The organism is Actinomycetota bacterium (assembly GCA_035536535.1).
GTDB lineage: Bacteria > Actinomycetota > JAICYB01 > JAICYB01 > JAICYB01 > DATLNZ01.
Window position 1 is genome coordinate 1 of the sequence record DATLNZ010000086.1, and the last position, 21757, is coordinate 21757.

The following is a 21757-nucleotide window of genomic DNA, read 5'->3' on the forward strand; positions in this document are numbered from 1 at the left end:
CGAGGCGATGATGGAGGCCGCCGCCACGCTCAATCTGCCCACGAAGGTGGCGGCGACTCTCGTCGCCTCGACGATCGAGGGCGCGGGGGCGATGCTGTCGGGGGCCGACGATCCACCCGAGGTCCTGCGCCAGCAGGTCACGTCGCCCGGGGGGACGACCGCTGCCGCGCTACAGGTCCTGGAGGAACGCGGATTTCGCATTTCCCTGGTCGAGGCGATCCGGGCAGCCGCGCGTCGGAGCGGGGAGCTGGGCGCTTGACGACACCGGAATCGCCGGCCGCGGGGACCGCCGCAGCGGCGGACGGAGCGGAGTTGGCAGCGGCTCTGGAGTCGTCCGGGGTGGCCGGTCGGATCATCACGCCCGTCCACGACGTCTACCGCAAGGCGCGGATGCTGTCCGAGGGGCGCCCGTCGGCGCTCATGGGCCTGCGCCATCTGCTGCCCGTCGAGATGAGCGAAGTGATGGACGCGCTGGCGCGCCTGTCGGGCCGGCCCTTCCCGCGCGAGGGCAACACCGATGACCTGTCGTGGGTGCAGCCGGAACTCGTCGTCGAGCAGGCGGTCAAGGCGGGCGCCCGGCTCGCCCAAGCCTGTGTCCGCGGCGAGAAGGTCCTGTTCGGGACCGGCCATCCCGCCGGCCCGATCGACCTGTACATGCGCCTGGCCAAGGCCATGACCCTCCGCGGGGCCGAGGTGCTGGAGTTCGCGGAGGCCGAGCCGTTTGAGATGGACGAGGGCCTGAGGCGTCATCACATCCGCTACGTGGGCAGGGTGGCCTGCGTGTGCAGCGGCGGCGACCTCGTCCACTGCCACCAGGCCCGCCCGATGGAGTACCTGCTGGACACCGGACCGCATCCCGACCTGGTCGTAGGCGACCACGGTTTCGCCGGCGCCGCCCTGGCCAGGGGAGCAGGCGCGGTGGCGATCGTCGACACCAACGACCCCGCGCTCGTGCTGGCATGGGCTCGCGGACTGCCGGTCTGTCCGATCCTGTGCGACGACAACCGGACCCCCATCAGCTACCTGCCTCTGGCGAGGTTTCTGGTCTCGCGGCTTCCGCCGCTGGCCCCGGCTCCCGAGCACTAGCCCGGCTTTTGCGCCCGAGCTTTCACGGAGCTGCTTTGGCAGCCGCCGCGCGGCCGACAGTAGGATGCAGCGCGAAAGGAGCAGGGATGCCGCGAACAGGACGACAGCTCGCCCGCCTATTGACGGCCGCGGAGGTCGCCAGGACGATGCGGGTGTCGAGGATGACGGTCTACAGGCTCATCCGCGCCGGCTCGCTCAAGGCCGTGCGGGTGGGACGCAACTACAGGGTTCACGAGGAGGACCTGTCCAGGTACCTGTCCTCCTCGGCCGTACCCACCTGACCGTCGGCGAAGACAGTCCTTTCCCGCGCCGCCCGTACCGATGGACGAGATCGAGCGTGCGCACGCGGCTGCGGTACAGACGCTGGTGGCCGCGCCGGGCAGGATTTTCGTCGTTGGGGGCATGGACTCCGGCAAGACGACCTTCTGCGCGCGCGTGGCGCGGGCCGCGGTCCAAGCGGGGCACGTGGCCGCGGTCGTGGACGCCGATCTCGCACAGTCCACCATCGGCCCCCCTTCCACCGTCGGGCTGAGGATCTTCCGGACGCTGGAGGACACCGCACCCGAGGCCTGGGGACGTCCGGACGCGATGGCTTTCGTGGGTGGAGTCGCCCCCCGCGGCAACTTTTTGCCGCTGGTGACGGGGACGGCGAAGCTTGTGATGCGCGCAATCGAGATGGGGGCCCGGCTGATCGTCGTGGACACATCGGGCCTCATCGCCGGAGTGGCCGGACAGATCCTCAAGCTCATGAAGGCGGAGCTGTGCCGGCCCCACCACGTCGTCGCCATCGCCCAGGGCGGCGAGCTGGATCCGATCGTCGGCGTGCTGCGGCGTTTTTTGTCGGTCCAGGTGATGGCGTTGACGGTCCACCCGGACATCAGGGTCAGGCCGGTGGACGAGCGGCTGACCTACCAGGAAAAGGCATTGGCCGCGTTTCTCGGTCCCGAGGTGCACAGGTGGCGCGTAAAGCCAACCGTGTTCATGCCCTCTCTGCCCCCGGACTTCGACCTGAACGCGCTGGAAGGGCTGCTTGTCGGGGTCGACAACGGGCACGGGGACTGTCTGGGCCTTGGGATCCTGGAGTGCCGCGAGGACTCGCTTCGACTTCTGACCCCTGTGGCCGAGGGAGTCAAGGCGCTGAGGCTGGGCTCCGTCCGGGTGACGCCACAGGGTACGATTACCGGGCGGGTCGACATCCCGGCGATGTTCGACGGTCCGATCGACCCGAGACCCTCGTGAGTGGAGCTTCGGCGCGTTCGGCGCGTCTTTGAAGTTGATCCGGATCAGAAAGGTGTGCGCTTGGGTTCGGTCCTGAAGAAGCGGCGCAAGAAGATGCGCAAGAAAAAGCACAAAAAGCTGCTGAAGAAGACGCGCTGGGAGCGGCTCAACCGCAAGTAGTCCCGGAAGGGCTTGGCGTGGGCAGACGCGTCCTCATAACCCGGCTTTCCTGGTTCCTCAGCTCCCGCTTGGCACAGATGCTGGAGCAGGACCCGGACGTGGAGTACATCCTCGGGGTAGACCTGCAGGAGCCGGCAGCAGAGCTCGAGCGCACCGAATACCTGCGCGCGGACATCCGCCGTCCCGTGCTCGCGCGGGTGATCGAGGCCACCGGCATCGACACCGTCATCCACCTCGGCCTGTACTCGACTCCCGACGAGGCGGGGGGCCGGGGCGCGATGCACGACCTGAACGTGATCGGGGCGATGCACCTGTTCGCGGCCTGCCAAAAGGCCGGGACGGTGAAGCGTGTGATCGTTCGGTCCTCGACCGCGGTCTACGGAGCCGACTCCGGAGACCCGGCGGTGTTCACAGAGGAGATGGGGCACTCCTCGCGCAACGAGCCCTTCGGACGTGACTGCTCGGAGATGGAGGGCTATGCGCGAGACTTCGCCCGTCGCCGGCGGGACGTCCTGACCACGACGTTCCGTTTCGCCAACATCCTCGGTCCGGCGTCGGACACGCCGCTTGCGCAGTACCTGACGATGCCCATCGTGCCCACGATGCTCGGATTCGATCCGCGGCTGCAGTTTATCCACGAAGACGACGCGGCGGACCTGCTGCTCCGGGCTCTGCGGGAGCCCGTGGCGGGGACGTACAACGCCGTCGCCGAAGGCGTCATGTACCTGTCGCAGGTGATCCGTCAGGGCGGACGGCTCGAGCTGCCCATGCCCATGGCGGCGCTGAACCTGCTGGCTCCGGTCGTGAGACTGACCGGCCAAGGGCTGCGCATACCTCCGCACGTGGTCCGGCTCATCCAGTACGGCCGGGTGGCCGACAGCGGCAGGCTGCGCACTCAGCTGGGGTACGTCCCGCGCTACACGACACGCGACGCGGTCAGGGAGTTCTACGCCGAACGCCGCCTTCGGCGCGTGGTCCGGGCGACGCAGCCACAGCCGTGGGAGAGGGAGCTTCAGGAATTCGTCACCCGCAAGGGCCGCGAGCGCTTTGTGACATCCGGATCCAGGAGGCGGAACTGATGTCAGAGGCACAGGTCGTCTCTCTGGCGAGGCGTGGTCCTCAGCGCTGCCGCGCGATAACGGTGCGTGGGGTCCCTTGCCGCAACCAGGCGGTGGAGGAGGCTCAGTTCTGCCGGGTCCACCTGCCCTCCGACGCCCGCGAGTCGCCCAACCTGCTGAGCGGGCCCCTGGACATCCTGCGTCGCGACGACCTTGCCGGGCTCGTGGAGTTTCTGCGCCGGCGCATGCGGGGCGAGTACGAGGTGGACACGTTCGGCTTCGACAGGGAGCTCAGCGAGATGGTGCTGCCCGTCCTGGGCCCCCTCATTGAGAAGTACTGGCGGGTGGAGGTCATCGGCAACGACCACCTGCCGGCCGAGGGGGCGGCGCTCCTGACGGCCAACCATGCGGGTGCGCTGCCGGTGGACGGAGTGGTACTCAGGTCGCTGGTGTGGCAGCGTCCTCCGCACAGACACCTGCGGATGCTTGTGGCCGACCTCGCCTTCACCATGCCGTTTTTGTCGGGTCTGGTTCGCAAGACGGGCAACACGATGGCTTGCGCGGAGGACGCCGAGCGCCTGCTTGATGCCGGAGAGATCGTGGCCGTGTTCCCGGAGGGGTTCAAGGGCGTTGGCAAGGGGTTTCGACAGAGGTACCGGCTGCAGCGGTTTGGGCGCGGAGGGTTTGTCGAGGTCGCGATCAGGACGGGCACCCCGATCATCCCGGTTTCGATCGTAGGCAGCGAGGAGATCTACCCGATGATCGCGGATGTTCGTCCCCTGGCGCGCCTTCTAGGCCTGCCCTACTTCCCCATTACGCCGCTGTTCCCGTGGCTCGGCCCCCTGGGGATGCTGCCCCTGCCCTCAAAGTGGATCGTGGAGTTCGGGGAGCCGATCGCCACCGAACATCTCGGTCCGGACGCGGCGTCGGACCCGATGGTGGTGTTCGAGACGACGGATCAGGTGCGGCAGGCGATCCAGCAGACGCTGGTCAAGAACCTGCGCATTCGGCGGTCCGCGTTCTGGTGACGCGGCGCCTCAGGGGGCCGAGGCCGTGGGGGCCGGCGTCCGCCGCACCGTCCCCGGACGGGTGGTCGTCCTGAACGAATACGAGTAGCGGACGAAGGCGGTGCGCGAGTACCTCGCCTCCGCAACCAGTTCGTAACGGCCTGGCTCCAGGTCGAACTCCAGTGGCTCGTCCCACGCGTTCACACGCCGGACCACGTCCCCGCCCTGGTGTTTGAGCTCCACGTAGCCGCTTCGGGGTGAAACCGGGTATGCGGCGACGACGCGGATACGGCCGGATCGCGGCAGCGCCGGAGCGCGCACCGTCTCGCGGTGCTCCCGGTCGCAATTGGACCGGCCCCCGCTCCGCTCGGGCCAGCAGAACGCCCGGGCGCTTTCCTTCAGTCGCGTGTCACCTGCTGTAGCCAGCAGGTCGGGAGGGCGCAGGGGGGCAAGGAACCGGTAGGCGGCCGTCCCCGTCAGCAGGAGCAGCACAACCGCCGAAATCGTCATCCAGGCCTTTACCGTCATGGGGCGGTTGTAGCACGGGAGCGAGCCGGAGGCTGCACGGACGCCGCCGGTGGCTCATCATCGAACGGTGCTGAGGTCGGCGAAGCTCGCTCCGGTCGTGGATTACCCGGTGCTGGAGCGCTTCTGGAGGGACGCCGACGCACTCGGATACCACGCGATCTGGAATTACGACCACTTCTACGGGCTGGACGACCCGGCGCGTCCGACGCTGGAGGGGTGGACCACGCTTGCTGCGATGGCGGCGGTCACCACTCGGGCGCGTGTCGGCTGCATGGTCACCGGCATCACATACCGGCATCCCGCGCTCGTGGCGAACATGGCGGCGACCGTGGACCACATCTCGGGCGGCCGATTGGAGCTCGGACTGGGGGCGGCCTGGCACGAGCCCGAGCACGCCGCTTACGGCTACGAGTTCCCACCGGCGTCCACCAGGATCGACATGCTGGATGAGGCCTGTTCGATGATCAGGCGCCTGCTCACTGAGGATCGCGTGGACCACACGGGCAGGCACTGGCGGCTGACCCAGGCTATGTGTAACCCCAAGCCTATGCAGCGGCACGTTCCGATGGTCATCGGTGGACCGGCGAGCGCCGCACTCTGCGGGTCGTTGCAAGACACGCCGACGAGTGGAATGCGCCGGGACTCGGACTGGAGCCCTCGGAGTACACCCGCCTGTCGCGGATCCTGGATTCCCACTGCGAGAGGGTGGGACGTGACCCCGCGCAGATCCGCCGCTCGGTTCAGGTCTTTATCTTCCCGGACGACGAATCGCGGATACGCGAACTGCCCGGACAGATCGAAGCCTTCCGCGAGGCGGGGGCCGAGCACGCGGTTCTGTCGTTTTACTCGGCGCCGTCTCCGGACCTGTTGGAGAGACTGGCCCCCGCCGGTTCCTAGCGAGGTTACGCGCGGGAGCGCAGGAGTCCTACGTCGGGGATGACGTAGCGGCGGCCACGCCTGGCCACCAGTCCGCGCTTGGACATCGACGCCAGCGCCTTGTTCACGCTCTCCCTGGTCGATCCGACCATGCTGGCCAGGCTCTCCTGCGAAAGCGGGACGTCGATCAGCGTTCCTTCATCGCAGGCGCGGCCGTGGCTGGCGGCCAGGTCCGCGAGTCTTCGGGCGAGGCGTCCGGAGACGTCGAAGAACACCGCGTCCTGGAGGGCGTCGTTCGCCTGTCGGAGCCGTCCCGACAGCACGCGAAGCAGGTTCAGGGCCAGGTCCGGGTGGTCGGCGATCGCCCTCGTCATGGCTGCCTTGTCCAAGGAGAGCAACTCCGCCTGCTCGATGACCGCCGCGTCCGCCGAACGCGGCGCCTCGTCGAAGAGCGACAGCTCGCCGAAGACGTCACCGGCGCCGAGTACCGCCAGAACGGCCTCGCGCCCCTCGTCGTTGTAGGCGCTGACCTTTACGGAGCCCGAGATGATCGCGTAGCACCGCTTGCCCACCTCGCCCTGGACGAAGACGATGCTGCCCTCGCGGTACTTGCGGCGGACGGCGCGTGCGGACAGATCCGCGAGGACTTCTTCCGAGACCGAAGCGAACAGAGGTGTGCGGCTGAGTGGGTTCTCCGCTGTCACCGAGTCCTGTCGCGCCGGGGCAGCGGACGAAGCGAGGACCGGCCCCCGAAGTAGGCGCGGCCCGCGACGTAAATCCCTATGGCCGACCCGAGGCCGAGCATCACGAACACGAGGACCAGGAGCGCGATCTCCAGCATCTCTGCAGTGTGGCGGATCGAGCGCTCACGGTCCAGACGACCCGGGCCGAACCCAGGGCCGGTCCTCAGGATGAGCCGGGATGCGGTGCCGTGGGGATGTTGCTTCGCAGCATCTCCAGGGACGAGCCGAGAACCCGCTCGAGCGTGTCCCTGTCGTCCGCCGCCGCTCCCGGATTCACCTCCAGAGCCACCGACCGGAGGTTCGGGTTGTCCAGGGACCGCACGAACTCCGGGATCGGCAGGATGCCGTCGCCCAGGGGCGCGTGACTGTCCCTGCCGCGGCCCCGGTTGTCCGACAGGTGCACATGGACGACGCGGTCGGCCAGCTGGCGGTACGCATCGACGATGTCTTCGCCGGCCACCGCGAGGTGGGACGTGTCCAGGGTCACGTGCGGAAAGCGCTTCAGCGACTCAAGCGTGAGGAACCGGTGGAACCCCACCCTGCGCGCGCCCACGTGGGTCGGGTACATGTTCTCCATCGTGATCATCGTCGGGGTCCCGGCCATCGCCTCTTCGAGTTCGTGGATGGCCCACAGCGAGTACTTCACCTGCCACAGGTAGGGGGGATGAAGGACGATCACGCCGACTTCCAGGTCCCTGCTGAGCTCCAGCGTCCGGCGGATCTTCTCCACGGGGTCTGTCGTGTAGACGTTGCGCGTGAGCAGCAGCAGGGGAGCGTGGATCGCGACCACCGGCAGGTCGAAGCGGTCGGACAGCCGGCGGATGTTGTCCGCCGACTGGGTGTCGGGGTCCTGAGTAACCAGGATCTCGGCCCCCTCGCCGCCCACGGCCTTGATCACGGCGAAGGCGTCTTCCAGCGAGTGCCGCCAAAGAGGGGCGGTCGATATGGCGAGAACTGGACGGCTGTGGCTCATCGTGTGCCCGGTCGGGATCGGGAAGGCGCGCGCCGCGCGGATGGACCGCTCAATCGTAGCAACGGCACGAGCCTGCCCCCGCCATACTGTCCTCGTCGCCGCCGTCCGGCGGGCCTGAAGATACGAAAGCAGACATGCGCCGCAGACGCCTGATCCGGTACCTGTTCGTCGCTCTCGTCCTGCTGGCGGGACTGTTCGTTGCTGCGGACGTGGTGTCCCTGCAGGTCGCCGAGTCAAGGGCCGCCGCGCAGATCGCACGGACCACGGGGGCCGAACGGGTACAGGTGGACCTCGGAAGCTTTCCGTTTCTGCCGTCGCTTTGGAGGGGCCGGCTCGACCAGGTGACGGTTGACGGATACCGGCTGTCCGGTGGAGGTCTGCGGGTGGAGCGGCTGGAAGGCCGGGCTTCCGACGTCACGTTCGACAGGAGCAAGATCATCGCGCTGATCCGGTCCAGGTACGCGGACCGGGCCAAGGTCGTGGGCGGCGGGGCCATAGGACGAATCGACATCACGCAGGAGGATCTGGCGGAGTTCCTGAAGAACCGTGAGCCGCGGGTCCGGGGCGTGCGGGTGACCAGGGCCGGGGTCGAGGTGGAGTTCGAGCCGGTGGCGGGGGTGGAGCTTCCAAAGGCGCGGTTCCTGCCCGTGATGGTCGACGGGCGCCTGGTCCTGAACCTCACGGGGGCCGGGGAGATCCCTCGCCCGCTCCAGGACGGCGCCAGGCGGCTGGAGAGGCTCATCGACCTGCCGCCCGTCCCCCCGGGACTGCGGGCGGATGCCAGGCTGAGCCTCGGGGTCATCCAGGTCGAGGCCTCGGGCCCCAGGGTGCAGATGGAGATAGGCGAGGGAGGTATCCAGTGATCCGCGGCGCGACGGGGGCGCCGGCATGAACCTGTCCGAGGCGCTGGCGGCGACGGCGGCAAGGGTCCCGGACCGGACGGCGATCATCTTCGGCCAACGGCAGATCTCCTACAGGGACCTGGATGAGCAGGCGAGTGGATTTGCCTCCTTTCTCGCGGGTTGCGGTATCTCGGCCGGTGACCGGGTGGCGCTGTGGCTGCCCAACCACCCCTCCTTTATCTCGGCCATGTACGGCGCCTGGCGTGCCGGTGCCGTGGTCGTGCCGGTACACGCCATGCTCACGCCGCCGGAGGCCTCGCACATCCTTGCCGATTCGGGCGCCTCGGTTCTCGCGTGCGCGTCTGTCCTGCCGGGCGACCTGCATGCGTCGCTTCCAAAGCTTCGTCACGTCGTCGTGCTCGACGAGCCGGACGGGCAGGCGACTTCGCTCGAGGACGCCTTTTCGGCTCCGGCCGGAGGCTCGGCGGCGGCTGCTCAGCCCCCGGACGAACTCGCGCTCCTTGCGTACACCTCGGGGACCTCCGGACTTCCAAAGGGCGCGATGTTGACCCATTCCAACCTGCACTCCAACCTTGAGCAGATGAAGCACCTGCCCGTGGCGATCCGGGAGGACGACGTCGGGCTGTGCGTCCTGCCGCTGTTCCACATCTTCGGGCTGAACGTGGTGGTGAACCTCGCGGTGGAGACGGGGGCGACGCTTGTGCTGCTCGAGCGGTTCGACCCGGCCGGATCGGTCCGGGCGATCCGCGAACACAAGGTCACTTCGGTGGCCGCTGCACCTCCCGCCTACGTGGCGTGGCTGTCCCTGCCGGAATCAGAGGCGTCAGCTGTGGACTTCGCCTCCGTTCGGGTGGCGGCGTCGGGAGCCGCGCCGCTGCCGGTCCACGTCCTGGAAGGGTTCGCGGACAGGCTCGGGGTAACCATCTGGGAGGGATACGGGTTGACCGAGACGTCCCCGACACTCACTTCCACGTCCGTGGGCGGGGTCGCCAAGGCCGGATCCATCGGTCGTCCACTGCCCGGCGTGGAGATCAGGCTCGTGGCCGAGGACGGAGACGACGCAGAGGAAGGCGACCCCGGGGAGGTGGTCGTCCGGGGGCCGAACGTGTTCCGTGGCTACTGGAACCGTCCGGAGGAGACAGCGGCCGCCTTCGCCGACGGATGGTTCAGGACCGGTGATGTGGCGATCAGCGACGAGGACGGCGACCTGTACCTGGTGGACCGCAAACGGGACCTGATCCTGGTGTCCGGCTTTAACGTCTACCCCAAGGAGGTGGAGGACGTCCTGTCCGGCCATGAGAAGGTGGCCGACGTCGCCGTGGCGGGGATCCCGCACCAGTACCACGGCGAACAGGTGAAGGCCGTCGTGACGCCCCTTCCGGGGGCCGATCCCACCGCCGAGGAGCTGATCGCTTTCTGCCGGACCAGGCTCGCGCCGTACAAGGTTCCTTCCATCGTCGACTTCACGGACCGCATCCCGCGCAACGCCGCGGGCAAGGTCCTGCGACGCACGCTCAGAGCCTGAGTGGCCGCGCTGCCGGCGGTGGCCGCCGTCGTCGCCGTCCTGCTCGCCGTCCGGACCGCCAGGGCAGGCGTGGCCGGGCGGAGCCCGGCGATGGCCTGCTGGACGCTGGCGATGACGCAGTTCGCGGTGGCAGCCGGATGCCTTGCATGGGCTACGTACAACGGCTGGAGCCCGGGGGTTTACAGGACGTACTACCTGTTAGGCGCGATCCTGAACGTCGTCTGGCTTGCGCTGGGGACGGTGTGGCTGCTCGGCACCCGAGCGGTGGCCGTCGGGGCGACGGCCGGGGTTGTGGCGCTGTCCGGGTACGCGGCCTGGCGATGCGCGGGGCCCCTGCTGGAAGGGGCGCAGGCCCTGTCCTCTCTGGGGTCAGGGGTGTTTCCGGCGTCGTCGTCGATCGTGCCCCCGTCTGTGCGGGCGCTGGCCCGGTGGTGCTCCATAGGCGGATCGATCGTGGTCGCCGGCGGGCTCGCCTGGTCAATCGCACGGAACCGCGACCGCAGCCGCGGCCTCATCCTGATCCTGATCGGGGTTCTGTTTGCAGCCGCGGGGAGCGAACTGGCCCGAACCGGTCACGCGGTTGCGTTCGGTGCAGGCCTGGCGGCGGCGGCGATTGCCATGCACACCGGGTTCATCGCCGCGGAACGCCCGCCCGCCTCGACGAGTTCTGCTCCGGCGGAGCCCTTGCGACCCGGCGCGGCAGCGCGCGGCCGGGGATAGCGTTGTCCCGTGGGCGCGAAGCTGCTGATCTCTTTTCTTGCGGGGGTGGTCGGGTTTTTGTCGCCGTGCGTGCTGCCCCTGCTTCCCGGCTACGTCGGGTACATGACGGGGGCGGGGGCTGGCGAGCAGGTCCCGCTGCGAAAGGCCCTGCCCGGGACGCTGGCTTTCGTCGGCGGCTTGAGCCTGGTGTTCATCTCGCTGGGAGCCGCCGCCTCGGCGGTGTTCCAGGTGCTCAACGCCCACCGCAGGGCTATCGAGGTGGCTGCCGGGCTTTTGATCATCGGGATGGGCGCCCTGATGGCTTTCGGTGGACGGATCCCGTTCCTCATGCGCGAGCGCCGGTTCCACATGCGGCCCGGCGGAGGACCTCTGCGGACGTTTTTGCTGGGAGCCGCCTTCGCCTTCGGCTGGACGCCGTGCATCGGCTTCACGCTCGGAGCGGCGATCAACCTCGCGGCCACTTCCTCGGGCCTGGGCACGGGAGTGGCGCTGCTGGGCGCGTACTCCCTGGGGATGGGAGTGCCGTTCGTCCTGGCCGGACTGGGCCTCCTGTCGTTCGGGAGGCGGCTGAAGAGCCGGGCTGCCACCATTCAGGCCGTGGGCGGGGTGCTTCTGATGGCGGTCGGTGTCCTGCAGCTCACGGGAAGGCTCACGATGCTGAACATTTGGATGCAGGGGCTGATGACCCGGGCGAACCTCGACTACTGGAGCTTCTGATGAGGCTTGGGAACTGCAACGCGGCAGTTTTGTGCCTGCGCGGGAACGGTCGCTAGGATACGCGCGCCTCACGGCGACCACCATGCGAAGGCCTCCGTCCCCCGACCCGCTCAGAAGCGGCGCTCGCGTCCGCGTACGGCCCATCCCGGAGGCCACCGTCGAGCGGCTCCCGGTATACCTGCGTGTTCTGCAGGAGCTTGCGGACCAGCAGATCCAAACGGTGTCCTCCGAGCGGCTGGCGGAGGCGGCGGGCGTCAACCCGCCGAAGGTTCGGAAGGACCTCTCTTACCTGGGCAGCTACGGGACCAGAGGCGTCGGGTACGACGTCGAATACCTCACGTACCAGATCTTCCGGGAGCTCGGCCTGACCCAGGACTGGCCGGTCGCTCTAGTGGGAGTCGGCAACCTGGGACAGGCGCTCGCCGGCTACAAGGGCTTCGGCCAGCGGGGGTTTCGGATCGCCGCCGTGTTCGACCGCGACGAGGGTCGCGTGGGCGAGGAACTGGGCCCGCTTCAGATCGAGCACGTGGACGACCTCGAAAGCTCCCTCAAGACCAAGGGCATCGCCATTGCGATCATCGCGACGCCGGCGGGGGCCGCGCAGGAGACGGCGGAGCGGCTGGTCGCCGCCGGAGTCAGGTCGATCCTGAACTTCGCTCCGGCCGTCCTGACCGTGCCGGACGGAATCCACGTGCGCCAGGTGGACCTGTCCGTCGAGCTTCAGATTCTGGCGTTCTACGAGCAGAGGTCCGCAGGGCGCGCCCGCAGGCGCAAGCAGGCGTGACCCCCGGCCCCCGACGCCGCATCGGCGCCCCATGATCCTGCGTGTGGGCAGCCGTCCGAGCCCGCTTGCGCTCGCGCAGTCCGAAATCGCTACTCGGGCCATCCGGACGGCGGCGGCATCGAACGGGATCGAATGCGATGTCCGGGTCGTGCCCGTCGCCACGACCGGCGACCGCGTCACGGACCGTCCCTTCCGGGCCATGGGAGCTAAAGGGATCTTCACGTCGGAACTGCAGCGGGCGGTGGATTCCGGCGAGGTGGACGCTGCCGTCCACAGCCTCAAGGACCTCGCTGCCACCGAGCCCCCCGGTCTGGTGGTGGCCGCGGTGCCCGCACGGGAGGACTCCAGGGACGTGCTGGTGTGTCCCCGGTTCGGCCGGCTCGAGGACGTGCCGCCGGGAAGCGTCGTCGGCACATCGTCCATCCGCCGCGTGGCACAACTGGGATGCCTGCGGCCGGACCTGCGCACGGCGATGCTCAGGGGCAACGTCGGAACGAGGATCGCCAAGGTGGACGCCGGCGAGGTCGACGCGGCCATCCTCGCGGGGGCCGGTCTCATCCGGCTCGGCCTGCGGGACCGGATCACGCAGTGGCTGGACCCCCACGATTTCGTTCCGGCTCCGGGCCAGGGCGCCATCGCGATAGAGACGGCCGCCGGCCGGCTGGCGGGTGACCTCGCGTGGATCGCCGCAGCGGATCACGCCGCGACGCGGCGCGAGGTGACCGCGGAACGCGCCTGCATGGCCGAGCTGGAGGGAGGCTGCACGGTTGCGCTCGGGGTCCGAGCGTGGATTCACGACGTGCAGTTGCACTGCTCGGCGTTCATCTCGTCCGGCGACGGGAAAAGGGCCTTGCGGGCGTCGGCCTCGGGACCGTCGGACCGAGCCGCCGGAGTCGGACTGGAAGTCGCCCGCGCATTGTTGGAGGCCGGGGCCGCGCAGCTGCGGGGCGAACTCCGCGGTTGAGGAGGGGTAGGCTCTAGGGCCGATGCCCTGGTGCCCTCACTGTGACGAGGTGTTCCCGCAGGGCACCTCCTGTCCGAGGTGCCGGTCGGATCTCGTCGAGGTGGCCGGTTCGGTCCGGTCCACTGAGCGGGAGCAGCCGGGGGTCCTTCCACCCATGCGGATGCCGCGCAGGCTCCGACGCGGTTTCGACCGGATCGGCGCTCCTCCCGCAGCGCCTCCCGCAGCGCCTCCGCGGCAGCTGTTGACGGTGGCCGTCCTGCTGCTCGTATTCGCCACGGGTGTGGCCACCGGCCGCAGGGGGATGCTTCCTCGGCTTCCCGCGGACCGCATCAGCATCGCGCCGATAGCGGCCGCTCCCCTGGGGGAGGTCGCCTTCGTCACGTACGCGCGCACTCCCGGCCCCGGACAGCTCGCCCTTCTGCGCTACGACGTCAGGGTGGGAAAGCTGCGACTCGTCCAGAGGATGGCTCCTCCCTCGGAGCCCAACCCTCTGCCGGACAGGTACTCGTCGCAGATCCAGTCCTTTGACGGGAGCGTTGCCGTGGTCCTGTCCACCGGAAAGGGCAAGCCCGTCATCGCGGCGACCGCCCCTGGTGCGCCTCCGCTTCAGTGGCTGGAGGGCCTGGAGGCGGCGTGGGAGGCGAGGGACTCGCTGCTTGTCCTGCAGCCCGGCGGCCTCGTCCAGAGATGGAGGCTGTCGGGGGTCCGTCGCCAGGAGCAGGTGGAAGGGTTCTGGACTTCGCTCAGCCAGACGCACTCCGGAGTGGTCCTGGAGGGAGTCGAGCAGGGACGGCACCACATCGCCGTGTCCTCTCCGGACGGGCCGGTGAAGACCATCGACTTGCCGGAGGGCGCGCATCTGCTCGCGGCGTCGCCGCGGGGCGACCGGGCCCTCGTCGAGGTGTCGGGCGAAGCCGTGATGTGGGACGGGAAGACCCTGAGTCCATCGCGGCTGTCTGACCACCGGCCGGTCTCGGCCAGCTTCTCCCCAGACGGCAGGCAGGTGGCCATCACGCTGCGCGGGCCCGGGATGGGTGACGACCAACCGACCTCGTTGGCGGTGCTGGACCACTCGGGCGCCCGCGTGATGCTGAGGGTGCTTCCGGACGACTCGACGGCGGGCTGCCATCCCGCGCCGTCGTGGCACCCGGGCGGCGGCTGGTTGGTCGCGGCGGGCAGCGGCGGGTCCATGCACGCCCTGGAGGTCGGGGGCGGGCGTGTCGAGCGCCTGAAGACCCGCGTGGCCGGCTGCGGGATCGCCTGGGCGAGCTGACCGCCTCGGACGTGGCCGGGGCGATGCTGGTCGGGCGGACGGTCTGGCTGACGCGTCCGGCAGGGCGCTCGGACGCGCTGATCGGGCTGCTCCGACGCCAGGGGGGTGTGGTGGCCGAGGTTCCGGTGGTCCGGGTCCAGCCGGCCGGCGACGCCACGCCCCTGGACCAGGCGGCGTGCGATCTCACCTCGGGGGCTTATGACTGGGTGGCTTTTACGAGTTCGGGCGCCGTCGGCGCGCTCTCGACGCGTATCGCGGGAGCCGGCGGCTTCCCGGAAGAGGTGCCCGTCGCCGCGGTAGGTCCGGCCACGGCGGCAGCCGTCCGCGGAGCCGGGGGCCGGGTAGCGCTGGTTTCGCGGGTTGCCACGGCGGCGGGTCTGGCGGAGGACTTTCCGTCCGGCGACGGACGGGTTCTTTTCTGCGCGGCCGCCGGCGCCTCACACGACCTGCAACGGGGACTCGAGGCCAAGGGATGGACGGTGGACCGCGTCGAGGCGTACAGGGTGGTTCCCGAGAAGCGGTCGGCGGACGAAGGCAGGCTCCTCCTGGAGCGCGGCGTGGACGTTGTCGTCTTCCATTCGGCCGGAGCGGTCGACGCGTTCCGTGCGCTGTGGGGCAGCCCTCCGGACCGCACGGCGGTCTGCTGCGCCGGACCCGTGACGGCCGGCGCGGCGGAGCTCGCCGGCCTGCGCGTCGACTCTGTCGCCGAGCGGCCGGACGCTGAGACCGTCGCGTCCGCAATAGCGCGAGCCGTGCGAGGCTAGTCGCCATGTATCCGGTCCAGCGCCCACGCCGGCTTCGGCGGACGGAAAGCCTGAGGGCAATGGTGCGCGAGACGCGGCTCGCGCCGGAGCAGCTCGTAGCGCCGCTGTTCGTCAAGGAGGGCATAAGGGAGCCGGAACCGGTGGCTTCGATGCCCGGCCACTACCAGCACACCGTGGAGTCGCTGACCAAGACGGCGCGGGAGATCTACTCCAAGGGTGTGCGCGCGTATCTGCTGTTCGCGATCCCCTCCCGCAAGGACGGTGCGGGTTCCGAGGCCCACGCTCAGGGGGGCATCGCCCAGAGAGCTCTCGCAGCGCTGCGCGACGAGATCGGCGCGGACGCGACCTGCATCGCGGACCTGTGCCTGTGCGAGTACACCGACCACGGACACTGCGGCATCCTGCGGCCGGACGGAAGCGTCGACAACGATGCGACGGTCGAGGCCTATGCCATGACGGCGGTCGCGCAAGCCCGGGCCGGAGCGGCCGTTGTGGCCCCCTCGGGGATGATGGACGGACAGGTGGGCGCGATCCGCAGGGCCCTGGACTCGGCGGGGCACGCCGAGGTGGCGGTCATGGCCTACTCCGCCAAGTACGCTTCGGCCCTCTACGGTCCGTTCCGCGATGCCGCGGAGTGCGCTCCACGGTCCGGTGACAGGTCGGGCTACCAGATGGACCCTTCCAACGTCCGGGAGGCCCTGCGCGAGGTGGCGCTGGACGTCGCGGAGGGAGCCGACATCGTGATGGTCAAGCCGGCCCTTTCTTATCTGGACGTCGTCAGGGCGGTCAGCGAGGCGTCCCCCGTGCCCGTCGCCGCTTATCACGTGTCCGGGGAGTACTCGATGGTCAAGGCGGCGGGGGCCGCCGGATGGCTGGACGCCGACAGCGTCGCGATCGAACATCTGACGTCGATCCGACGGGCCGGCGCGGACATCGTGATCACCTACTTCGCCCAGGACCTGGCGGACCGCCTTTGACCTACCCATCGACGCCGGCCCACGCGGGGGTGGCGGGGAGCCGGGCGATCTTCGAGCGCGCGCGGGAGCTTTTGCCCGGCGGCGTTTCGTCGCCGGCTCGCGCGTTCGCGGCCGTGGAGGGCGACCCCGTCGTTGCGGCGTCCGGGACCGGTTCCCGGCTGACCGACGCCGACGGCCGCGAGTACCTGGACTACATCCAGGGCTTCGGGTCGATCATCCTCGGGCACGGAGACCCCCTTGCCACATCGGCGGTGCAGAAAGCGGCCGGTCGCGGAGCAGTCTTCGGCCTGACGACGGCCGACGAGGTGAAGCTCGCGGAGATGATCGTCGAGGCGATTGCCTCGGTCGAAAGGGTGCGTTTCCTCGCCAGCGGCACGGAGGCGGGGATGACCGCCGCCCGCATAGCCAGGGGGGCCACCGGCAGGCCGGTCATCGTCAAGTTCGAGGGGTGCTACCACGGCCACGCCGACGAGTTTCTGGCCAGTGCGGGGTCCGGAGTCGCAACTTTCTCGATCCCCGGGACGTCCGGCGTCCCCGCCTCGAGCGTGTCGTCGACGATCGTCCTGCCCTACAACGACCCGGCCTCGCTGCGGTCCGCTTTCGAGGTCCACGGACAGGACATCGCGGCGGTGTTCGTAGAGCCGGTGGCGGCGAACATGGGAGTGGTCATCCCGCAGGCGGACTTCCTCCTGGCGATCTCGCAGCTGTGCGCGCAGCACGGCGCGCTGTGCGTGTTCGACGAGGTGGTCACCGGGTTCCGCATCGGCCGATCGGGAGCCCAGGGCGCCTTCGGCCTCCAGCCGGACCTCACGATGTTCGGAAAGGTGGTCGGGGGCGGGCTGCCGGTGGGCGTCGTGGGCGGACGGGCGGAGCTCATGGACCTGCTGTCCCCGGTCGGGCCGGTCTACCAGGGCGGGACCTACGCTGCCCACCCCCACGCGATGGCCTCCGGGACAGCGGTGCTCGAAGTCCTCACAGAAGGCTTGTACGCGGATCTGGAGCGGACGGCCGCAGCCCTGGAGGAGGGTCTGGCCGAGGCGGCGGCCTCCGCGGGGGCTCAGGCTTGCGTCGTTCGGGCCGCGACGATGCTGTCGGTGTTCTTCACGCCATCGCCGCCCCGTGACTTCGCCGAGGTTCAGGCGGGCGATCGGAAGTCCTTCGCGCGGTTCCACGCTTCACTGCGCGAGCAGGGCGTGCTGATCGCGCCCTCGCCCTACGAGGCGTGGTTTCCGTCGGCATCCCATTCCTCCGCCGACGTCGAGGCAACGGTGGCCGCCGCGGCGATCGCCTTCTCGTCCTCGTCTGCCTGAAGGCCCGGCTCAGGATCCGACGCCGGCCGCCTTCAGCTGGCACGCCCCCCACTGCTGGGGGGTCGTCGCCGTGGCGAGCGCCCTGAGCTTCGTCGCCGTGTTGGCCCGGTCCTGCGGCGTCATCTCCAGCGCCTGCTCGATCGCGTCGCAGGTGCCGGTCACGTCGAATGGGTTCACCCGGATGGCCGCCTCACCTATCTCCTCAACGACGCCTGCGTTTGTCGAGAGGATCAGCGTCCCATTTCGCTCGTTCACGACCGGTCCCTCCTTGGCGACGAGGTTGAGGCCGTCGAACACCGGGTTCACGAGCATCGCGTCGTAGATGCGCATCCCGGCCAGTGACCGCTCGAAGTCATCCTGGAAGTACCAGCCAACGGGACCCTCGCCCCCCGGACCCGCGCCGGCATGCCGGTCGTTGATCCGGCGGACCACCTTCATGCACGCGTTGAGGTAGCGGCGGTAGCTGCTGACCTTCAGCCTGGAGGGGTATTGCATCGCCAGAAACCAGACGGACGACGCCAGCTCCGGACGCCGCTCCAGGAGTGCCTCGAACGCCAGAAAACCTCGCAGGGAGTTCTTCGACAAATCGATCCTGTCCACGCGCGCGAGTACCCGGCGGCCGTCCCGCTCGGCCTCCAGCCGCTCGGTCCACGACTGCACCGCTGGCGACTTCGACGCCTCCAGCACCGATGGTGCGTCCAGGGGAGCGGGGGCTACCAGCACGGCCGTCCGCCGGCCCTGGAACGTGACGCCTCCGGCGTCGACCTGCGCTCCGGGCACCATCGCCTCGCAGCAGCGGACGAACGCGGACGCCCACCTGCGCGAGTGGAACGCAACCACGTCGTAAGAGAGCAGCCCGCGTACAAGCTCCCCGGCGACGGGGGCCGGGAAAATCGACAGGTAGTCGGGCTCGGGCCACGGCGTGTGATGGAAGTACAGCAGGGGTGCGGAGGGCTCGCCCAGGGCCCGCAGCTCGTGTCCCAGCGTCATCAGGTGGTAGTCGTGCACCCACACGGCGGCGCAGGGCGCCGCTTCGGCAACCGCGCGCGCGTAGATCGCCCCCACCTGTCTGTATGCGTCCCAGGCGCGCGCGAACCGCGTGTCGAAGACCGGCGAGTTGGGCGTGTCGAACAGGTAGTGGAACGCGAACCACAGGTACTCGTTGGACATCAGGTCGTAGTGCAGGGCGTGGACGTCCTCGGGCAGGTCCAAAAGCCGCAGTCGGAATCCCCCGGTCTCCGAGCCGGCGGGGTTCCGGGCCGCGACCTCCCGGTCCGCCGGCGTCAGCGCGGCCGCAATCCAGGTCCCCCCCGAAGACTCCATCAGCGGGCGGACCGCTCCGATGAGCCCGCCCCCGCCGCGCCCGGCGACGACGCGGCCCCTGACACGCCTGTGCTGGAGGGGCCCCCTGTGGGAGCACACGACCAGATCAGGCACGAAGCAGCTCTGCGGCCAGCCCCACCCAGTCGGACACTTCGCGCGTCGTCAGAAAGCGATCGCCGATCAGCTCCCGGGCCGCACGTCCCATCTGCGCGGCCCGCTGCGGGTCGGCCAGCAGCTCGGCCGTCCGCGCGGCGCACTCCTCAACCGACTCCACCAGGTATCCGGTCCGGCCGTCGTCGATCTGCAGCGTGATGCCGCCCGCACGGCCTCCCACAACGCAGCGCTCCTTCCACCCCGCCTCGGCGACCGTGAGGCCGAATCCCTCCCGGATCGACTTCTGCAGGACGACTCCCGCGGCGCGCTGAAAGCAGTTGACGGCGGTGTTGCCCACCTCCTGAAAGTTGGACAGAACAAAGATGTCCGGGTCGCCGTCGCAGGCGTGCAGGACATCGTCGTAGAACCGCAGCCCCTCGGGGTCGTCGTGCGCCAATGACCCGGCAAGAATCAGCTGAACCTCGGGAAGGTCGCGTTTCACGGTCCTGTACGCCTCGATGACGCCGAGCGGGTCCTTCCACCGGTCGAAGCGCGAGATCTGCGCCATGATCGGCCGCTCCGGGTCGATCCGGTACTGACGGCAGATGTCGGTGACGGTGATCGGGGCGAGCGGCGCGTTCTTCGGTGACAGCGGGTCGATCGACGGGGGACAGATCACCACGCGCCCGGCCGGGACGTCCTCTTGGACGAACTCGCGCATGGTGAACACCGCGGCGTCGTAGGGCTCGATGAGGTCCCGGACGAACGACCAGATCCCGGGATGGGGGTCGGCGCAGTCGATGTGCAGCCGCCACACCCACTTGGAGGCCACCTCGCGCGCACGGGGGCCGAGCAGACTCAGGATCGCCAGGGGCTGCGGGTCGTGGATGACCGCCACGTCCAGTCCCGTGGGCAGCGACGCCAGGTTGGCGCCAACGCACGCCAGGTAGTGCTGCTCCATGTCCTGTGTCCACTCGAGGTCGTGATTGCCCTGCAGCCCGTTGTGGATGGTCTTGGTTATCTCGAAGAACCGCTCGTCACCGTCGATAACGCCCCACTGCGCAGAGATGCCCAGGTCCTGGAGCAGCGGGATCTGTGCGAGCAGCAACTCCGCGACTCCGCCTCCGTAGGCCGTGGAGTTGACGTTCAACAGCGAAGAGCCCTCGATCTGCCAGGCGACCCGCTGCAGTGAGTTGACGGCCTTGTCGCTGACGATCGGCCGGTAGTCGTCTATGGATCGCGGGGAGACGGGCACGAGTCGCATCGCTTGGACGGTAACCCAAGGAGTCGCTGTGAGCGCCGATCCTCCGGGGCCCCAGCCGGCGTGACAACGCGACCTGTCCGTCGGGTCGCCCGGCCCCCGATAGGATTGGATGGTCGACGATGGAGACCCTGAACCGACCCGACCCCGAGCACCCGGTATCGGACCGCGTCCGCCACTGGGGCGTCGTGTCCTGGTCGATCATCGGCATCGTCGTCCTGACCGTGGGGGCCCTTTGGGCGCTGGCGCAGGTGCGGGACATCTTTCCGCCCCTCGTCCTGGCGCTCGTGACGATCTACCTGCTGAACCCGATCGTGTCGCGGCTGGAGCGCCGGGGGATCTCGCGGGTGTTCGGGTCCTGCCTCACGTACACGTTCTTCATCGCGCTCGTGGCGCTGGCGTTTGCGTTCCTCGTGCCGCTGGCCATCGAGCAGGGGCGGGGATTCGTGCACGACTTCCCCAGGAACGCAGACCGCATCCAGGACTTCGCCGAGCGTGCGTCCGCGGATATCGAGCGGCGCTTCGGCGGACAGATAAAGCTGCGGGACCGCATCGCGGGTGGGGGCTCGGGACTGCTGGGCGACGTCCTCAAGCGCGCGGGGTCGTTTCTGCAGGGCGCGCTGCACACGTTCGTGCTGCTGGCACTCGGCCCGATCATCGCCTTCTACCTGTTGGTGGATCTTCCACGGCTGAAGAGGTCGGTGCTGAACCTCGTGCCCCCGCGCCGGCGTCCGGAGGTGGTCGAGGTCGCGTCGGAGGTCGGTCGCGCCATGGGAGGGTTCTTCAGGGGCCAGCTGTTCGTAGCTCTGGTGGTGGGGATCATGTCGGCGCTGGGGTTGCGCCTCATCGGCCTGCCCTACTGGCTGGTCGTGGGGCTCATTGCGGGGTTTTTCAACATAGTGCCCCTGATCGGCCCGTTTATCGGTGCGATCCCGGGGATCCTCATTGCGGGGGCCCTGCGCCCCCCGATCACGATCCTGTTCGTCGTCATCGTGATGACGGTCGTGCAGCAGATCGACAACCACTTCATCTCGCCGAACGTCATGAGGCTGACGGTGAAGCTGCATCCGGTGACCGTGATGATGTCGCTCATCGTCGGGGCCACCCTTGCAGGGTTCTGGGGCATGCTGCTGGCCGTGCCACTGGTCGCGTCGGGGAAGGTGGTCGCCGGTCACCTGTGGTACACGCGGGTTCCCTGGGGCCCTGAGGTGTTCGAGGAGGCCGAGCCTCCCCCCGAGGAGCAGCCGCTCCTCAAGGACCCGGACGAAGCCCCGGCAGCCGAGGATGCGGGCGCGCCGGCCGGCTCGATGCTCACGGTGTCGGAGCAGGCCCCCGGCGACCCAGCCGCCCCCTTAGCGGATCCGGCTGATCCACGGACCCCCTGAGGTCCCGAAAAGCAGAAAGGGCCGGCGAACCGGCCCCTTCTGCCTCTCTCCCCCGAGAAACCTGTGCGGAGGCTTGTGTTTTAGCCAACCGCCTCCAAAATACTGTACCTCTGAGATACGAATTCCTCC

At 69.1% G+C, this 21757-nt stretch carries 25 protein-coding genes and 1 pseudogene; 20 read left to right on the forward strand and 6 right to left on the reverse strand.

The features are described from left to right. The 7 genes from VNE62_05645 to VNE62_05675 all read left to right on the forward strand — a co-directional run. The coding region (locus tag VNE62_05645; GenBank protein HVE91764.1) for a pyrroline-5-carboxylate reductase dimerization domain-containing protein at window positions 1–259 on the forward strand (259 nt) is incomplete at its 5' end. Then, entirely contained in the window at window positions 256–1086 is an 831-nt protein-coding gene (locus tag VNE62_05650; GenBank protein HVE91765.1) for a phosphatase, read from the forward strand. The genes VNE62_05645 and VNE62_05650, both read left to right, overlap by 4 nt. A gap of 86 nt (window positions 1087–1172) precedes the next feature. Beyond that, window positions 1173–1367, forward strand: a complete 195-nt coding sequence (locus tag VNE62_05655; GenBank protein HVE91766.1) for a helix-turn-helix domain-containing protein — start codon at window positions 1173–1175, stop codon at window positions 1365–1367. Between the two features lie 40 nt (window positions 1368–1407). Next, window positions 1408–2325 (forward strand): Clp1/GlmU family protein, encoded by a 918-nt coding sequence (locus VNE62_05660; GenBank protein ID HVE91767.1) that lies wholly within the window; start codon window positions 1408–1410, stop codon window positions 2323–2325. Between the two features lie 60 nt (window positions 2326–2385). Next, window positions 2386–2484 carry an AURKAIP1/COX24 domain-containing protein gene (locus VNE62_05665; protein HVE91768.1) on the forward strand — a complete coding sequence of 33 codons (99 nt, stop codon included), beginning with the start codon at window positions 2386–2388 and terminating at the stop codon, window positions 2482–2484. Between the two features lie 17 nt (window positions 2485–2501). Next, complete coding sequence (locus VNE62_05670) at window positions 2502–3563, forward strand: NAD-dependent epimerase/dehydratase family protein (GenBank protein ID HVE91769.1); 1062 nt, start codon at window positions 2502–2504, stop codon at window positions 3561–3563. Further along, a complete protein-coding gene (locus tag VNE62_05675; GenBank protein HVE91770.1) occupies window positions 3563–4570 on the forward strand; it encodes a lysophospholipid acyltransferase family protein in 1008 nt (335 codons plus the stop codon). Before VNE62_05670 ends, VNE62_05675 begins: the two co-directional genes overlap by 1 nt. A 9-nt stretch (window positions 4571–4579) precedes the next feature. Here VNE62_05675 and VNE62_05680 read toward each other — a convergent pair whose 3' ends face one another. Next, the gene (locus tag VNE62_05680; protein ID HVE91771.1) at window positions 4580–5077 is read right to left on the reverse strand and encodes a hypothetical protein; all 498 of its coding nucleotides are present in this window, start codon (window positions 5075–5077) and stop codon (window positions 4580–4582) included. A 109-nt stretch (window positions 5078–5186) separates the two neighbouring features. Between VNE62_05680 and VNE62_05685 the strand changes: the two are divergent. Both VNE62_05685 and VNE62_05690 read left to right on the forward strand, forming a co-directional pair. Then, window positions 5187–5603, forward strand: a pseudogene (locus tag VNE62_05685) (LLM class flavin-dependent oxidoreductase). Window positions 5604–5782: 179 nt separating this feature from the next. Continuing rightward, complete coding sequence (locus VNE62_05690) at window positions 5783–5974, forward strand: hypothetical protein (protein HVE91772.1); 192 nt, start codon at window positions 5783–5785, stop codon at window positions 5972–5974. A gap of 5 nt (window positions 5975–5979) precedes the next feature. Here VNE62_05690 and VNE62_05695 read toward each other — a convergent pair whose 3' ends face one another. The 3 genes from VNE62_05695 to VNE62_05705 all read right to left on the reverse strand — a co-directional run bounded on the left by VNE62_05695 (window position 5980) and on the right by VNE62_05705 (window position 7594). Then, entirely contained in the window at window positions 5980–6657 is a 678-nt protein-coding gene (locus VNE62_05695) for a Crp/Fnr family transcriptional regulator (GenBank protein ID HVE91773.1), read from the reverse strand. Beyond that, the gene (locus VNE62_05700) at window positions 6654–6794 is read right to left on the reverse strand and encodes a hypothetical protein (protein ID HVE91774.1); all 141 of its coding nucleotides are present in this window, start codon (window positions 6792–6794) and stop codon (window positions 6654–6656) included. Before VNE62_05700 ends, VNE62_05695 begins: the two co-directional genes overlap by 4 nt. Before the next feature lie 65 nt (window positions 6795–6859). Then, entirely contained in the window at window positions 6860–7594 is a 735-nt protein-coding gene (locus VNE62_05705) for a sugar phosphate isomerase/epimerase family protein (GenBank protein HVE91775.1), read from the reverse strand. 209 nt (window positions 7595–7803) lie between these two features. Between VNE62_05705 and VNE62_05710 the strand changes: the two genes are divergently transcribed. From VNE62_05710 to VNE62_05755, 10 genes are all read left to right on the forward strand, one after another. After that, window positions 7804–8532 carry a DUF2993 domain-containing protein gene (locus VNE62_05710; protein ID HVE91776.1) on the forward strand — a complete coding sequence of 243 codons (729 nt, stop codon included), beginning with the start codon at window positions 7804–7806 and terminating at the stop codon, window positions 8530–8532. Window positions 8533–8557: 25 nt separating this feature from the next. Continuing rightward, complete coding sequence (locus VNE62_05715) at window positions 8558–10057, forward strand: long-chain fatty acid--CoA ligase (GenBank protein ID HVE91777.1); 1500 nt, start codon at window positions 8558–8560, stop codon at window positions 10055–10057. Then, window positions 10058–10777, forward strand: coding sequence for a hypothetical protein (locus VNE62_05720; GenBank protein ID HVE91778.1), 720 nt, complete (start codon window positions 10058–10060; stop codon window positions 10775–10777). It begins immediately after the preceding gene. A 9-nt stretch (window positions 10778–10786) separates the two neighbouring features. Then, window positions 10787–11494 (forward strand): cytochrome c biogenesis CcdA family protein, encoded by a 708-nt coding sequence (locus tag VNE62_05725; GenBank protein HVE91779.1) that lies wholly within the window; start codon window positions 10787–10789, stop codon window positions 11492–11494. A gap of 82 nt (window positions 11495–11576) precedes the next feature. Beyond that, entirely contained in the window at window positions 11577–12278 is a 702-nt protein-coding gene (locus VNE62_05730) for a redox-sensing transcriptional repressor Rex (GenBank protein HVE91780.1), read from the forward strand. 31 nt (window positions 12279–12309) lie between these two features. Next, complete coding sequence (gene hemC, locus VNE62_05735) at window positions 12310–13242, forward strand: hydroxymethylbilane synthase (protein ID HVE91781.1); 933 nt, start codon at window positions 12310–12312, stop codon at window positions 13240–13242. Window positions 13243–13264: 22 nt separating this feature from the next. Beyond that, complete coding sequence (locus VNE62_05740) at window positions 13265–14515, forward strand: hypothetical protein (GenBank protein HVE91782.1); 1251 nt, start codon at window positions 13265–13267, stop codon at window positions 14513–14515. An 11-nt stretch (window positions 14516–14526) separates the two neighbouring features. After that, window positions 14527–15279 (forward strand): uroporphyrinogen-III synthase, encoded by a 753-nt coding sequence (locus VNE62_05745; protein HVE91783.1) that lies wholly within the window; start codon window positions 14527–14529, stop codon window positions 15277–15279. Window positions 15280–15284: 5 nt separating this feature from the next. Then, entirely contained in the window at window positions 15285–16256 is a 972-nt protein-coding gene (hemB, locus tag VNE62_05750) for a porphobilinogen synthase (protein HVE91784.1), read from the forward strand. Beyond that, the gene (locus VNE62_05755) at window positions 16253–17566 is read left to right on the forward strand and encodes a glutamate-1-semialdehyde 2,1-aminomutase (GenBank protein HVE91785.1); all 1314 of its coding nucleotides are present in this window, start codon (window positions 16253–16255) and stop codon (window positions 17564–17566) included. Before hemB ends, VNE62_05755 begins: the two co-directional genes overlap by 4 nt. A gap of 9 nt (window positions 17567–17575) precedes the next feature. On the opposite strand, the gene VNE62_05760 is transcribed toward VNE62_05755, so the two are convergent. Then, window positions 17576–19003 (reverse strand): trehalose-6-phosphate synthase, encoded by a 1428-nt coding sequence (locus VNE62_05760; GenBank protein ID HVE91786.1) that lies wholly within the window; start codon window positions 19001–19003, stop codon window positions 17576–17578. After that, window positions 18996–20246 carry a glycosyltransferase gene (locus VNE62_05765; protein HVE91787.1) on the reverse strand — a complete coding sequence of 417 codons (1251 nt, stop codon included), beginning with the start codon at window positions 20244–20246 and terminating at the stop codon, window positions 18996–18998. The genes VNE62_05760 and VNE62_05765 overlap by 8 nt, the downstream gene beginning before the upstream one ends. A 119-nt stretch (window positions 20247–20365) precedes the next feature. On the opposite strand from VNE62_05765, the gene VNE62_05770 reads away from it, so the two are divergent. Then, window positions 20366–21628 carry an AI-2E family transporter gene (locus tag VNE62_05770; GenBank protein ID HVE91788.1) on the forward strand — a complete coding sequence of 421 codons (1263 nt, stop codon included), beginning with the start codon at window positions 20366–20368 and terminating at the stop codon, window positions 21626–21628. Window positions 21629–21757: the final 129 nt, after the last annotated feature.